This is a genomic window from Streptomyces davaonensis JCM 4913 (assembly GCF_000349325.1).
GTDB classification, from domain to species: Bacteria; Actinomycetota; Actinomycetes; order Streptomycetales; family Streptomycetaceae; genus Streptomyces; species Streptomyces davaonensis.
The window spans coordinates 5709938-5722718 of sequence record NC_020504.1 but is presented as its reverse complement, the minus strand read 5'-3'; the positions used below and the strand labels follow the sequence as shown (position 1 = coordinate 5722718).

Sequence of the window (12781 nt, the reverse complement as noted above, 5' to 3'; positions counted from 1 at the left end):
GGCCGCTGGAGTTCCCGCCAAGACCGACATTGACTTTCGGCAACGCAATGGCCAAGGATCGCGGCCATGCCAACAGCCGTGATGTCCAGCCGGGGCGCCGTGTCCGCACTGCGGTTCGGGCGCGTGGCGGCGATGGGTACGGTCGCGGCGCTGATCCTGATCGCGGGCGTCTGGGCGTCCTGGGGCACCGCCCAGCACGTGATGCTCACCAAGGGGCGCGAGAGCGGCACCGTCACGGTGACGCGTTGCGCCGGGGACGTCTGCACCGGCTCCTACACCCCTGTCTCGCAGGGCTCGCAGCCCCGGGACCGGGTCTCCATCGAGCACACGGCCGCGGTGCGCAAGGGGCAGACGTACACGGTCGTCATCAAGCCGGGCTCCGACGACGTCGTCCGCTCCGGGCCGGCCGGCGTGCTCTACGCGTGGGTGCCGCTCGGCGGGGCGCTGTTACTCACCTCGGTCGTGGTGGCGGGCGGCCTGGGGCGCACGCGGGCCGCCTGGGCGCTGGCGGGCACGGGGGTCGCCCTGCTCACGGGCGCGTTCCTGACGATGTGACGGATACAGCCGTGACCTTGTGAAGAAACTCAGTGTTGTCTGTTCGTGATTGACCTGGAGTTCGCGGTTGCTGGATGCTGAGCCGCCCCCTCCACATCTTCCCGTTCATGTCACGAAGATGGACTGCCCCATGCGTACCCTCACTCGCGCCGGCGCCCTGTCCGCCGTCGCCGCGGCGGCCCTGCTCCTCGCCCCCGCCGCCCATGCCACCCCGCCCGGCGACAACGGCACCGTGAAGATCCACGATGCCACCACCGGCGAGGAGCTCCGCAAGAACGAGCCCCACGTCTGCTCCTTCTACCTCGACGCCTTCGGCTTCGACGGTGCACAGGAGGTCGACTGGCACATCGAGTCCTGGGCCCCGACGGCGGACGTCAAGGGCGAGACGGTGAAGTCCGGCGAGCTGACCCTGGACGCCGAGGGCCACGGCCGTACCGACGACATGACCCTGCCGGACGGCCACTACAAGCTCTTCTGGAACTTCGACGGCGAGCACGGCTCGGCCAAGCACAAGGTGTTCTGGACGGACTGCGAGGACTCGGACGACACCGGGGAGTCCGCCGGCCCCGCTCCGAGCACCGAGCCCTCGGCCACCCCCGGCACCTCCGAGGAGTCGCCGGCCGGCTCCGCCTCCCCCTCCGCGGCCCCCTCGGCCCAGGGCGACACCCCTGAGGGCGACCTCGCCGAGACCGGCAACGGCGCCCCGGTGGGCCTGCTCAGCGCGGTCGCCGCGGCGCTGGTCGGCGCGGGCGGCTACCTGATGTACCGCCGCCGCAAGGCCTGACCCACAACGCAAAGGCGCCCCCCGAGAGCTTCGGGGGGCGCCTTCCCGTTTCAGGCCGGAATCAGCCGGTGTTGCGCAGCCCCGCCGCCACACCGTTCACGGTCAGCAGCAGTGCCCGCGACAGCAGCGGGTCCGCCTGCTCGCCCGCGGCCGCCGCGTCGCGCTGACGCTTGAGCAGGGCGACCTGGAGGTAGGAGATCGGGTCCAGGTAGGCGTCCCGGATGCTGAAGGTCTGCCGCAGCGCCGGGGTCGCGTCGAGCAGCTCCGTCTCGCCGGTCACCTTCAGCACCTCGCGCACGGTCAGTTCGTGCTCGGCCTTGATGGTGTCGAACACGTGCTTGAGCTCGTCGGGGACGAGGGTGTCGACGTAGTGCTGGGCGATGCGCAGGTCGGTCTTCGCGAGCGTCATCTCCACGTTGGAGACGAAGTTGCGGAAGAAGTGCCACTGCTCGTGCATCTCGTCGAGCACGGTGTCCAGGCCCGCCTCGCGCAGCGCCTTCAGGCCGGAGCCGACGCCGAACCAGCCGGGCACGATCTGCCGCGACTGGGTCCAGCCGAACACCCACGGGATGGCGCGCAGTCCGTCGAGGGAGACGCCCGAGCCGGGGCGGCGGGAGGGCCGTGAGCCGAGGTGCAGGTCGGCGAGCTGGTCCACCGGCGTCGACGCGAGGAAGTACGTCGGCAGGTCCGGGTCCTCGACGAGCCTGCGGTACGCGGCGTGCGCGGCGTCCGACACGACGTCCATCGCGGCGTCCCAGCGGGCCAGCGCCTCGTCGGACTGGCGGGGGGCGGTGTGCAGGGCGGACGCCTGGAGTGTGGCCGCGACGGTCAGCTCCAGGTTCTCCCGGGCCAGCGACGGCACCAGGTACTTGTCGGAGATGACCTCGCCCTGCTCGGTCACCTTGATCTCGCCCTCCAGGGTGCCCCAGGGCTGGGCGAGGATCGCGTCGTGCGAGGGGCCGCCACCGCGGCCGACGGTGCCGCCGCGGCCGTGGAAGAGCCGCAGCCGTACGCCGTAGCGGTGGGCCACGTCGCGCAGCCGGCGCTGGGCGCGGTGGATCTCCCACTGCGAGGTGGTGATGCCGCCGAACTTGGAGGAGTCGGAGTAGCCGAGCATGACCTCCTGGACATCGCCGCGCAGGGCGACGAGCCGCCGGTAGGAGGGGTCCGAGAGCATGTCCTCCAGGATCGTGTCGGCGGCCTTGAGCTCGTCCGTCGTCTCCAGCAGCGGCACGATGCCGATCTTCGCCCAGCCCGCGTGCAGATCGACCAGACCGGCCTCGCGGGCCAGCACCGCGGCCGCGAAGACGTCGTCGGCGCCCTGGCACATCGAGATGATGTACGACTCGATCACCTCGGGCCCGAACACCTCCAGCGCCCGCTTGACCGTCTGGAAGACACCGAGCGTCTTCTCCCCGGCCGCGTCCACCGGCGCCGGGGTGGGCGCGAGGGGACGGCGGGACCTGAGCTCCTTGGCGAGCAGCTTGGCCCGGTAGTCGCGCGGCATGTCCGTGTACCGCCAGGACTCCTCGCCGAGCCGGTCGAAGAGCTGCCCGAGGGCGTGGTGGTGGGCGTCGGCGTGCTCGCGGACGTCCATCGTGGCGAGCTGGAGGCCGAAGGCGGCCAGCGTGCGGATGGTGCGGTTCATCCGGCCGTCGGCGAACAGCCCGCCCCGGTGCTCGCGCAGCGAGGTCTGGATCAGCGTCAGGTCGTGCAGCAGCTCCGAGGTGCCGAGGTAGTCCCGGCCGTCCTCGTGCGGGATGCCCTTGGCCAGCCGCGTCTTGGTGTTCTCCAGCTTCTGCCGGATGCAGGTGGCCTTGAGCCGGTACGGCTCCTCGGCGTTCAGCCGCTTGTAGCGGGGGCTGATCTCCGGCAGGCGCTCCAGGTCCGCCGCGAGGGAGTCCAGCAGCTCCTGGGTGGCGCCGGTGTAGCGGATGGAGTTCGACAGGAAGCCGCGCAGCTCGTCGATCATCTCCAGGGCGTCGTTGATGCCGTGCTCGTGCTGGAGGATCAGCACGTCCCAGGTGACCTGCGGGGTGACGTTGGGGTTGCCGTCGCGGTCGCCGCCGATCCAGGTGCCGAAGGTGAGCGGACGGGTGTCGTCCGGGAGCTTCACGCCGACCCGCTCCAGCTCGGCCGTGAGGTCCTCCAGGACGTCCCCGACGGCGCCCGCGTGCAGCTCGTCCAGGTAGTAGATGGCGTTGCGGGCCTCGTCGGCGGGCTCGGGACGGACCACGCGCAGCTCGTCGGTCTGCCAGACGAGGTCGATGTTCTCCGCCAGACGGGTGTCGTAGCGCCGGCGGTCCGCCTCGATGACCGGGGTCTCCAGAAGCGTCGCGATGCGCCGGAGCTTGTTCAGCACCGACCGGCGCGCGGCCTCGGTGGGGTGGGCGGTGAAGACCGGGCGGACGTTGAGGTGCCGCACCGTGGCGCGCAGGTGCTCGGGGTCGGCGTCCTTCAGCCGGTCGGCCGTACGGGCGAGCAGTCCGCCCTCGGCGGCCCGCTTGGCGCGCAGCTCGCGGCCGCGGTGCACCTGCTCGGTGACGTTGGCGAGGTGGAAGTAGGTGGAGAAGGCGCGGACCAGCTTCGCCGCGGTGTCGAGCTCGGTGCCGCGCAGCAGCTCGGCGGCGGCCTCGCCGTCCTCGCGGGTCAGTCGACGCACCCTCTCGACCAGGTCGAGAAGGTCTGGACCCTCCTGCCGGACGAGGGTCTCGCCGAGGAGATCACCCAGGCGCCTGATGTCGGCGCGCAGCTCACTGCTGGTCGACGTGGTGCTCGTAGTCAGGTCGTCGGCACTGCTCACAGGTGCGGCTCCTTGCAGTGTTGAAGCTCGTCTGGAGGGAACCCGGGGGCACGTCCCGCGCGGCGGCTGCCGCATACGGGACGGACATCCGGGAAGAAATCAGAGCGGACCGCGCTGTCCGACCGACACAAGGATAGGTGCCGGTGCGGACGCGCAGACTCACGGGCTCTTGCCGCCCGGCGACGCGCTGCCATACTTACGACGCCGTAGGTTACGGAACCGTAGGGACCGATGTAACGGAATCAGGGAACGGTTCCCGCAGCCACCCGGCATCTGCCTTCACCACCCTCGACCCCACAGGGGACGCCCATGACCACGAGCTCCGATGTGATCGAAGACGCCCCGCAGGCGAACGACGACACCACGACCACCTCCGCCACGCTCGGCGGCGAGCAGAAGCGCTCGATCGAACAGATCGCGCTGCTGCTCTTCATTGCCGTCCCGTTCGTGGCGCTGCTGGCGGCGGTGCCGCTGGCCTGGGGCTGGGGAGTGAGCTGGCTCGACCTCGGCCTGCTGGTCTTCTTCTACTACCTGGGCTGCCACGGCATCACGATCGGTTTCCACCGTCACTTCACCCACGGTTCCTTCAAGGCGAAGCGCCCTCTGAAGATCGCGCTGGCGATCGCCGGGTCGATGGCGGTCGAGGGCCCCCTGGTCCGCTGGGTCGCCGACCACCGCAAGCACCACAAGTTCTCCGACGCCGAGGGCGACCCGCACTCGCCGTGGAAGTACGGCGAGACCCTGCCCGCGCTGATGAAGGGCCTGTGGTGGGCCCATATCGGCTGGATGTTCGACGAGGAGCAGACCTCGCAGGAGAAGTACGCCCCGGATCTGGTCAAGGACCCGGTGCTCCGGGCGATCTCCCGGCAGTTCATCTACTGGACGATGCTGTCGCTGGCGCTGCCCGCGCTGATCGGCGGCCTGGTGACCTGGTCCTGGTGGGGCGCGTTCACCGGCTTCTTCTGGGGCTCCCTCGTCCGGGTGGCCCTGCTGCACCACGTGACCTGGTCGATCAACTCCATCTGCCACGCGGTCGGCAAGCGTCCCTTCAAGTCGCGGGACCGGTCGGGCAACGTGTGGTGGCTGGCGGTGCTGTCCTGCGGCGAGTCCTGGCACAACCTGCACCACGCCGACCCGACCTCGGCGCGGCACGGTGTGATGCGCGGGCAGATCGATTCGAGCGCCCGTCTGATCCGCTGGTTCGAGCTGGCGGGCTGGGCGTACGACGTGCGCTGGCCGTCACGCTCGCGTATCGATTCCCGCCGTAACACCGAGGAAGACCGCTCCCGGCGCGGGGCCAAGGCCGCGAACGCGGCATGATTGACGCCGTGGCGACCGACTCCAGCAGTACCCCGAGCAACGAGAAGCCGCGGCGTGCGCGTCGCACCCGGATGACCGGTGCGGAGCGCCGCCAGCAGCTGCTGGAGATCGGTCGCACCCTCTTCGCCGCGAAGGGCTTCGAGGGCACGTCGGTGGAGGAGATCGCGGCGAAGGCCGGGGTGTCCAAGCCGGTGGTCTACGAGCACTTCGGCGGCAAGGAGGGCCTGTACGCGGTGGTGGTGGACCGCGAGATGCGCCGGCTGCTGGACATGGTGACGAGTTCCCTGACCGCGGGCCACCCCCGCGAGCTGTGCGAACAGGCCGCCTTCGCGCTCCTGGACTACATCGAGGAGAACACGGACGGCTTCCGCATCCTGGTCCGTGACTCCCCCATCCCGCAGTCCACGGGGTCGTTCGCCTCGCTGATCTCGGACATCGCCACCCAGGTGGAGGACATCCTGGGCCGCGAGTTCAAGCTCCGCGGCTTCGACCCGAAGCTGGCCCCCCTCTACGCCCAGGCCCTGGTCGGCATGGTCGCGCTGACCGGCCAGTGGTGGCTGGACGTCCGCCGCCCGAAGAAGGCCGAGGTGGCGGCCCATCTGGTGAACCTGGCCTGGCACGGCCTGGACGGGCTTGAGGCCAAGCCGCATCTCATAGGGCGCCGGAAGAGTTAGGGCCCGTCTGACAATTCCCGTCGTCCGCCCGGAGGGCGGGCCGCGCGGTGTCTGGTGCGTGTGATCGCAAGGCGCCGGAGCGCCCGCGTGGCGGAGTCACGTGGGCGGTTCGGCAACGCGGCGAGCGCGCGTGCCAGGCGCCGCGCGGCAGGCGGGAATTGTCAGACGGGCCCTGGGTTCCAGGAACTCCAGCCGGTTGCCGACGGGGTCCGTGGAGTAGAAGCGCCGGTGGCCGGGCAGGTTCGCGTCCCAGGTCACGGTCGCTCCGCGGGCCTCCAGCCGGGCGGCGTACGCCGCTATGCCGGTGACCCGGAGGCCGGGGTGGGCCTTGCGGGCCGGGCGGAAGTCGGTCTCGATGCCCAGGTGCAGCTGTACGGCCCCCGCCTGGAACCAGCAGCCTCCGCGCGCCGCGAGCACGGGCGGCTTGGGGAGCTCGGTCATGCCGAGCACCTCGACGTAGTACGCCCGCAGCCGGTCCTCGGAGCCGGGCGGCGCGGCGAGCTGGACGTGATCGAGCGCGCTGATCATCACGCCTCCTTCCGGGCCACGGCGAAGACGCGGCGGAACGGGAACGGGGTGCCGTGCGGTCCCGGCGGGTACGCCTCGCGCAGCGCCTTGCGGTACTCCTCCACGAACCTCTCCCTGGTCTCCGGGTCGTCCGCGAGGGCCGTGAGCACCGGCAGCAGGCCCGTGCCCTTCACCCAGTCCAGGACCGGATCCTCGCCGGTCAGGAGATGGACGTACGTGGTCTCCCAGACGTCCGCCGCGCAGCCGAGGCCGGTCAGGCGGTCCAGATAGGCCTGCGGGGTGAGGATCGCCCCGTCGTGGCGCAGGGCGTCGGTCAGGCCGTACGCGTGGGCCTGCTCGCGCATCAGACGGTGGCTCGGGGAGTCGAAGTTGCCGGGGACCTGGAAGGCGAGGGTGCCGCCGGGGGCGAGCCCCTCGATCCAGCTCGCGAAGCAGTCGGCGTGGCCCGGGACCCAGTGGAGCGTGGCATTGCTGACGATCAGGTCGTACGGCTCACCGGGTGCCCAGGTGCGTACGTCGGCGTGCGCGAAGTCGAGGTGCGGGCCGGCGTGCGCCTGGGCGCGGGAGAGCATCTCGGGGGAGTTGTCGTAGCCGGTGACGTGTGCCGTCGGCCAGCGGCTCGCGAGGAGCGCCGTCGCGTTTCCGGGGCCGCAGCCCAGGTCGGCGATGCGGGGCCGGTCGCCGGGGAGGTCGGGGATCCGGGCCAGGAGGTCCATGAAGGGCCGGGCGCGGTGGTCGGCGTGACGCAGGTACTGGGCGGGATCCCAGGTGGGTGTCGTCATGACTGCCACCTTCCCCCAGATTTAGCTTCATATCAAGATGCTCGACATCAAGAGACTTCACGTCGACACAACCACTACACTGATCGTCATGGAGGACGAGGTCGATCGGCTGGTTGCGGCGTGGCGTCGGGAGCGCCCGGACCTCGACGTGGAACCGCTGGAAGTACTCAGCCGCGTCAGCAGGCTGGCCCGGCACCTGGACCGCGCGCGTCGGCTGGCCTTCGCCGAGCACAGCCTGGAGCCCTGGGAGTTCGATGTGCTCACCGCGCTGCGGCGCGCGGGATCGCCGTATCAGCTCTCTCCGGGGCAGTTGCTGACGCAGACCCTGGTCACCTCCGGCACGATGACCAACCGCATCGACCGGCTGACCAAGAAGGGGCTGGTGGAGCGGCTGCCGGATCCCAGTGACCGGCGGGGTGTGCTGGTCCGGCTCACCGAGGAGGGGCAGGACCGGGCGGATCAGGCGCTGGCCGGGTTGCTGGACCAGGAGCGCGCGATCCTTGCGGAGCTCTCGCGAGGGCAGCGGGGGGAACTGGCGGGGTTGTTGCGGCAGTTGACGGCGCCGTTCGACAACATCCCCGGCTAGCGCCCGCGGCGGAGCCGTAGATCGATACAGCCCCGCGTCCCTCAGGCCAGTTGACCGCCCCGTTCCACTACATCCCCCGCCAGATCCACCGGACCCACCCCCGCCCTCCGCGCCAGCGCCACCGCCGCCAGCGTGCTGTGGACGCCCAACTTGCCCAGGACGTTCTGCATGTGGGTGCGGACCGTGTGCGGGGAGAGGTACAGGCGCTCGGCCACCGCCTTGCGGCCCAGGCCCGCCACCATGCAGCGCAGGACCTCGCGTTCGCGCGGGGTCAGCGACTCCACCAGCCGTTCGCTCTCGGTGCGGTGCTTGCGCGCGGCGGTCAACTCGCGCAGTACGCCGGTGAGGAGGGCGGGCGGGAGGTGCGTCTCCTCGCGCAGCACCCCGCGGATGACGGTGAGCAGCCGGGACAGTGAGCAGTCCTTGGCGACCCAGCCCGACGCCCCGGCCTGGAGCGCCAGCGCCGCCCGCCGCGGGTCGTCCTTCTCGGCGAGCACCACGATCCGCACCCCGGGCTGCGCCGAACGCACCCCGGCGACCAGGGAGATGCCGTCGACCAGGCCGTCCTCCCCCACCTCCTGCACCGGCGGCGCGGGCCGTATGCCCGGCACCCCGCCGCCCAGGTCGGCGTCGACGAGCAGGACGTCGTAGCGGCGCCCCTCGGCGGCCGCGCGCTCCAGGCTCCGCAGGGCGGCCGGACCGCTGCCCGCGGCGGAGACGTCGACGTCGGGCTCGGCGGCCAGCGCGGCAGCGAGCGACTCGGCGAAGATACGGTGGTCGTCGACGACCAGGACTCGGATACGAACCACTGAAACCCCCACTGGTCCGGAGAACGACAACCGGCGCGGGCACGACGCCCACGGACGGTCACGGCCGCACGGCCGCCGCCGTGCAGACACTGGTACCCCCACCGCGGACGTCGTACCCGACTGTCTCGCCCCCTGATCAGCACCGGCCCCCACCGGCGCTGCTCATCAGAGTACGGGCGGGGGCCCGGAGCGGAAGGCAATTTGCAGAACTGGCCTGCCGACGCGTTTATGGTGTGCCGCATGTTCCGAATGGAGACAGAAGTCGACAAAGAACGGCGCGATCTTCTTCGTGCCCGGCTGCGGGAGACCAACACCGCGGCCTCCCCGGTCCTCAGCGCGATGCGCGGAACCCCAGGTGAACGTGAACTTCCGCTCCACATCTGGATGATGGACGCCGCGGGCGGTCTCGCCGGCGGGCTGGTCGGTCACACCTGGGCGGGCTGGCTCCATGTGCAGTACCTCTGGGTCGACGAACGCCACCGCGGGGCGGGGCTCGGCTCGCGACTGCTCGCCGAGGCGGAGCGGTCGGCCCGCGAGGAACGGGGCTGTGCCGCCGCACGCCTGGAGACCTGGGACTTCCAGGCGCCGGAGTTCTACAAGCGGCAGGGGTACGACGTGGTGTGCGTGATCCCCGACTATCCGCCGGGGATCACGGAGTTCACGCTGACCAAGCGGCTCAGCTGAGGCGGCGGGCGCCCGCGGCGGGCACCGCCTCGAAGACGCGCGGGGTGGTGAAGTCCGCCGCGGCGAACGCCTCCACGACGGCCTTGGTGATGGTGTCCACGTCGGACTCCTCGGCCAGCACGATCGCCGAGCCGCCGAAGCCGCCGCCGGTCATCCGGGCGCCGAGCGCACCGGCCGCGAGGGCGGTGTCGACGACCAGGTCCAGCTCGGGACAGGAGATCCGGAAGTCGTCGCGCAGCGAGGCGTGGCCCGCGACCAGCACCGGCCCGATCGCCCGCGTCTCGCCCGCCTGAAGCAGGGCGACGACCCGCTCCACCCGCTCGTCCTCGGTGACGACGTGCCGGACCAGGCGGACCGCCTCCTCGTCGTCGCCGAGCCGCTGAAGCGCCGCGTCGAGTCCGTCGTACGGCACATCCCTGAGGGCGTCCACGCCCAGCAGCGCGGCTCCCCGCTCGCAGCCCGCGCGGCGCTTGCCGTACTCGCCCTCGCTGTGGGAGTGCTTGACCCGGGTGTCGACGACCAGCAGGCGCATGCCCTCGGCGGCGAGGTCGAAGGGGATCTGCTTCTGGGAGAGGTCCCGGGTGTCGAGGAAGAGCGCGTGGCCCTGCTCGCAGCAGGCGGAGGCGGTCTGGTCCATGATCCCGGTGGGGGCACCGACGTAGACGTTCTCGGCGCGCTGGCACAGGCGGGCCAACTGCCAGCGCTGGAGGCCGAGTTCGTAGAGGTCGTTCAGGGCCAGCGCGATGACGACCTCAAGGGCCGCCGAGGAGGACAGGCCCGCGCCCGCCGGGACCGTCGAGGCGAGGTGGACGTCCGCGCCGGTGACCGGGTGCCCGGCCTCGCGCAGGGCCCAGACGACACCGGCCGGGTACGCCGTCCACCTCCGGTCGGTCCCCGGCACGAGGTCGTCCAGACGCAGTTCCACCACGCCGCCCTCGACGTCCGCCGAGTGCAGGCGCAGGACGCCGTCCGTGCGCTTGGAGACGGCCGCGACCGCCGTGTGCGGCAGCGCGAAGGGCATCACGAAGCCGTCGTTGTAGTCGGTGTGCTCACCGATGAGGTTGACGCGGCCGGGCGCCGACCAGACTCCCTCCGGCGCCGTTCCGTAGAGCTCGACGAAACCGTCCCGCACCTGCTGCCCCACTACTGCTCCTTTGTGATCTTCTGCGCGAACTCCCAGGCGTCCGCGACGATTCCCGTGAGGTCGGCGCGCGACGGGTTCCAGCCCAGCTTCTCGCGGGCCGTGGCGGCGGACGCCACCAGGACCGCCGGATCGCCGCCCCGGCGGGGGGCCACGACCTCGGGGACCGGGTGCCCGGTCACCGCGCGGACCGTCTCGATGACCTCGCGCACGGAGAAGCCCGTGCCGTTGCCGAGGTTGCAGATCAGATGCTCGCCGGGCTGTGCGGCCTTCACGGCGAGCAGGTGGGCCTCGGCCAGGTCGGCGACGTGGATGTAGTCGCGCACGCAGGTGCCGTCCGGCGTCGGGTAGTCGTCGCCGAAGACCGAGATGGCGTCCCGGCGGCCCTGCGCGACCTGGAGGACCAGCGGGATGAGGTGCGACTCGGGGTCGTGGCGCTCGCCGAACTCGCCGTAGGCACCGGCGACGTTGAAGTAACGCAGCGACACCGCCGCCAGGCCGTGGGCGGCCGCCTCGCCGGTGATCATGTGGTCCACGGCCAGCTTGGTGGCGCCGTAGGGGTTGGTGGGCCGGGTCTGCGCGGTCTCGACGATCGGGATCTGCTCGGGCTCGCCGTAGGTGGCGGCCGTGGAGGAGAAGACCAGCCTGCGGACCCCGGCCTCGCGCATGGCGCCGATGAGGGCCATGGTGCCGCCGACGTTGTTCTCCCAGTACTTCTCGGGCTTCACCACCGACTCGCCGACCTGGGAGGAGGCGGCGAAGTGCAGCACGGCGTCGTAGGAGGCGTCCAGCCACTTGGCCGCGTCGCGGATGTCGCCCTCGACGAAGACGGCGCCCGCGGGGACGCCCGCGCGGAAGCCGGTGGAGAGGTTGTCGAGCACGGTGACCTCGTGCCCCGCCTCCAGCAGATGCTGGGCGACCACACTGCCGACGTATCCCGCCCCGCCCGTCACCAGGTACTTCATGAACTCGCTACCTCTCGCAGTCGCTCGGCCGCGCGCTCCGGCGGCACGTCGTTGATGAACACGCTCATGCCGGACTCGGAACCCGCGAGAAACTTCAGCTTGCCGGAGGTGCGGCGGATGGTGAAAAGCTCGAGGTGGAGCGCGAAGTCGTCGCGGACCACACCGTCGAACTCCTCCAGCGCCCCGAACGGCGCCTGGTGCCAGGCGGCGATGTAAGGCGTCGGAGACTCCTGCGTGCCGAAGATCCGGTCGAAGCGCTTCAAGAGTTCCAGATAAACCTGGGGAAACTCTGAGCGCGCGTCTTCGTCGAGCCCCAGCAGATCCGGCACCCGGCGGCGCGGGTACAGGTGGACCTCGTAGGGCCAGTGCGCGGCGTAGGGCACGAAGGCGACCCAGTGTTCACTCGTGAGGACGACCCGCTCGTCGGCGAGTTCACGCTCCAGGACGGCGTCGAAGAGGTTCTCCCCGCCGGTCGCCTCCTTGTGCTGGGCGAGCTGTCGCAGCATCAGCGCGGTACGCGGGGTGGTGAAGGGGTACGCGTAGATCTGCCCGTGCGGATGTCCGAGGGTGACGCCGATCTCGGCGCCGCGGTTCTCGAAGCAGAACACCTGCTCCACGGCGGGCAGATGGGACAGCTCCGAGGTGCGGTCCGTCCACGCGTCCAGCACCAGCCGCGCCTGCTCCTCGGTGAGATCGGCGAAGGACGCGTTGTGGTCGGAGGTGAAGCAGACGACCTCGCAGCGGCCGGAGTCACCGGCCAGCGAGGGGAAGCGGTTCTCGAAGACCACGACGTCGTACGAGGAGTCCGGGATCTCGCTCAGCCGGTCGCCCTCGGAGGGGCACAGGGGGCACTCGTCGGCCGGGGGGTGGTAGGTGCGGCCCTGTCGGTGCGAGGCGATCGCGACGGAGTCGCCGAGCAGCGGATCCCGCCGGACCTCGGAGGTGGTGACGGTGCGCTCCAGCGGACGCCGGTCCACCGCGTCGCGTACGCGGTCGTCGCGCAGGTCGTAGTAGATCAGCTCGCGACCGTCGGCCAGCCGGGTCGAGGTCTTCTTCACCACCGGACTCCTTCACTCAAACAGAACCAAACACAAGTAACCATAACTCGACAGTCAGGTCAACGCCGGAATCAAACAGAGTTGAACGTCCG

General features: G+C 70.9%; 13 protein-coding genes. 6 read left to right on the top strand and 7 right to left on the bottom strand.

The annotated features are described in order from the left end of the window. Positions 1-66: 66 nt before the first annotated feature. Entirely contained in the window at positions 67-555 is a 489-nt protein-coding gene (locus BN159_RS25425) for a hypothetical protein (protein WP_015659867.1), read from the top strand. A gap of 130 nt (positions 556-685) precedes the next feature. Next, positions 686-1339: an LPXTG cell wall anchor domain-containing protein gene (locus BN159_RS25420; protein ID WP_015659866.1), complete on the top strand. Its 654-nt coding sequence runs from the start codon at positions 686-688 to the stop codon at positions 1337-1339. A gap of 61 nt (positions 1340-1400) precedes the next feature. Here BN159_RS25420 and ppc read toward each other — a convergent pair whose 3' ends face one another. Then, complete coding sequence (ppc, locus tag BN159_RS25415; protein WP_015659865.1) at positions 1401-4142, bottom strand: phosphoenolpyruvate carboxylase; 2742 nt, start codon at positions 4140-4142, stop codon at positions 1401-1403. A gap of 309 nt (positions 4143-4451) precedes the next feature. On the opposite strand from ppc, the gene BN159_RS25410 reads away from it, so the two are divergent. Together BN159_RS25410 and BN159_RS25405 are read left to right on the top strand one after the other, a co-directional pair. Next, positions 4452-5462 carry an acyl-CoA desaturase gene (locus tag BN159_RS25410; RefSeq protein WP_015659864.1) on the top strand — a complete coding sequence of 337 codons (1011 nt, stop codon included), beginning with the start codon at positions 4452-4454 and terminating at the stop codon, positions 5460-5462. Further along, on the top strand, positions 5459-6136 hold the full coding sequence (locus BN159_RS25405; RefSeq protein ID WP_015659863.1) for a TetR/AcrR family transcriptional regulator: 678 nt from the start codon (positions 5459-5461) through the stop codon (positions 6134-6136). Before BN159_RS25410 ends, BN159_RS25405 begins: the two co-directional genes overlap by 4 nt. A gap of 96 nt (positions 6137-6232) precedes the next feature. On the opposite strand, the gene BN159_RS25400 is transcribed toward BN159_RS25405, so the two are convergent. Beyond that, positions 6233-6664 (bottom strand): VOC family protein, encoded by a 432-nt coding sequence (locus BN159_RS25400; protein ID WP_015659862.1) that lies wholly within the window; start codon positions 6662-6664, stop codon positions 6233-6235. Then, positions 6664-7446 (bottom strand): trans-aconitate 2-methyltransferase, encoded by a 783-nt coding sequence (locus tag BN159_RS25395; protein WP_015659861.1) that lies wholly within the window; start codon positions 7444-7446, stop codon positions 6664-6666. Before BN159_RS25395 ends, BN159_RS25400 begins: the two co-directional genes overlap by 1 nt. 88 nt (positions 7447-7534) lie before the next feature. Between BN159_RS25395 and BN159_RS25390 the strand changes: the two genes are divergently transcribed. Beyond that, entirely contained in the window at positions 7535-8032 is a 498-nt protein-coding gene (locus BN159_RS25390; protein ID WP_041821860.1) for a MarR family winged helix-turn-helix transcriptional regulator, read from the top strand. Between the two features lie 41 nt (positions 8033-8073). Here BN159_RS25390 and BN159_RS25385 read toward each other — a convergent pair whose 3' ends face one another. Continuing rightward, a complete protein-coding gene (locus BN159_RS25385; RefSeq protein WP_015659859.1) occupies positions 8074-8841 on the bottom strand; it encodes a LuxR C-terminal-related transcriptional regulator in 768 nt (255 codons plus the stop codon). Positions 8842-9069: 228 nt separating this feature from the next. Here BN159_RS25385 and BN159_RS25380 point away from each other — a divergent pair, with 228 nt between their 5' ends. Next, positions 9070-9525 (top strand): GNAT family N-acetyltransferase, encoded by a 456-nt coding sequence (locus BN159_RS25380; RefSeq protein ID WP_015659858.1) that lies wholly within the window; start codon positions 9070-9072, stop codon positions 9523-9525. On the opposite strand, the gene galK is transcribed toward BN159_RS25380, so the two are convergent. Genes galK through galT form a run of 3 tightly spaced genes read right to left on the bottom strand, consistent with a single transcriptional unit; the run spans position 9518 to position 12689 of the window. Further along, complete coding sequence (galK, locus tag BN159_RS25375; protein WP_015659857.1) at positions 9518-10669, bottom strand: galactokinase; 1152 nt, start codon at positions 10667-10669, stop codon at positions 9518-9520. The genes BN159_RS25380 and galK overlap by 8 nt on opposite strands. Beyond that, the gene (galE, locus tag BN159_RS25370) at positions 10669-11631 is read right to left on the bottom strand and encodes a UDP-glucose 4-epimerase GalE (protein WP_015659856.1); all 963 of its coding nucleotides are present in this window, start codon (positions 11629-11631) and stop codon (positions 10669-10671) included. Before galE ends, galK begins: the two co-directional genes overlap by 1 nt. Continuing rightward, entirely contained in the window at positions 11628-12689 is a 1062-nt protein-coding gene (gene galT / locus BN159_RS25365) for a galactose-1-phosphate uridylyltransferase (protein ID WP_015659855.1), read from the bottom strand. Before galT ends, galE begins: the two co-directional genes overlap by 4 nt. Positions 12690-12781: the final 92 nt, after the last annotated feature.

Bases quoted from the DNA above. Each gene is read 5' to 3' on its own strand.
- BN159_RS25425 (WP_015659867.1), top strand. From the start codon at position 67: ATGCCAACAGCCGTGATGTCCAGCCGGGGCGCCGTGTCCGCACTGCGG.
- BN159_RS25420 (WP_015659866.1), top strand. From the start codon at position 686: ATGCGTACCCTCACTCGCGCCGGCGCCCTGTCCGCCGTCGCCGCGGCG.
- BN159_RS25410 (WP_015659864.1), top strand. From the start codon at position 4,452: ATGACCACGAGCTCCGATGTGATCGAAGACGCCCCGCAGGCGAACGAC.
- BN159_RS25405 (WP_015659863.1), top strand. From the start codon at position 5,459: ATGATTGACGCCGTGGCGACCGACTCCAGCAGTACCCCGAGCAACGAG.
- BN159_RS25400 (WP_015659862.1), bottom strand. From the start codon at position 6,664: ATGATCAGCGCGCTCGATCACGTCCAGCTCGCCGCGCCGCCCGGCTCC.
- BN159_RS25395 (WP_015659861.1), bottom strand. From the start codon at position 7,446: ATGACGACACCCACCTGGGATCCCGCCCAGTACCTGCGTCACGCCGAC.
- BN159_RS25390 (WP_041821860.1), top strand. From the start codon at position 7,535: ATGGAGGACGAGGTCGATCGGCTGGTTGCGGCGTGGCGTCGGGAGCGC.
- BN159_RS25380 (WP_015659858.1), top strand. From the start codon at position 9,070: ATGGTGTGCCGCATGTTCCGAATGGAGACAGAAGTCGACAAAGAACGG.
- galE (WP_015659856.1), bottom strand. From the start codon at position 11,631: ATGAAGTACCTGGTGACGGGCGGGGCGGGATACGTCGGCAGTGTGGTC.